This is a genomic window from Psychrobacter sp. 1Y4, assembly GCF_051847555.1.
In genome coordinates, this window is the sequence record NZ_JBPYDE010000781.1 from 1 (window position 1) to 618 (window position 618).

The following is a 618-nucleotide window of genomic DNA, read 5'->3' on the forward strand; positions in this document are numbered from 1 at the left end:
TCAGCATCCAGGTAATACATGGGGTGCGATCGCTGACGGTATTACTCCGCGCTCAGCAACGGTCATGATTACCAAAGAAGACGGCGATGTCATATTGGCAGAGTCATTTGAGGCAGCAGCCAGCCCGGCATAGCTCAGTAAGCGCTAGATGACAAATCAGTAGAAAGTAAAAATAGTAGAAAGGCGTATTTACTAAGAATCCCAAGTTTCGGCTTGGGATTTTTTCTTTTGATGCATATATTGGATGACGCTTTAATAATAATAGAGATACCGTTCATCATCCATACGTCTCTTTTGGTCACAAACGAACGCTAAAACTAAATCATTCGCTTCTATTTGCGACAGTTAAAGGATAGTATAGAAAAACCTCTTTTCGCTAAACGTGCCAATACTATGAGCAGTCAAAATTTGTTTTATAACAACCGTGTTAGTGACAGTAGGGCTCAGAATGATAGCAGTTATACGCGTAATCGCCATGAGCTTGATGCGCATTTTATCTCAGCTGATAGCGTGCCACGGCATGGTGATTTGTATGAGCAGATAGACCAACTCGAAGCCATCGATATGGATGAGCTGGTCAAATTATTGGCAGACGCAGACGACAATGATGAAACGACC

At 42.6% G+C, this 618-nt stretch carries 1 pseudogene; it reads left to right on the top strand.

Annotated elements, in window-relative coordinates:
* Positions 1-393: 393 nt before the first annotated feature.
* Positions 394-618 (top strand): annotated as a pseudogene (locus tag ACS8FC_RS18855) (hypothetical protein); the annotation flags it as partial.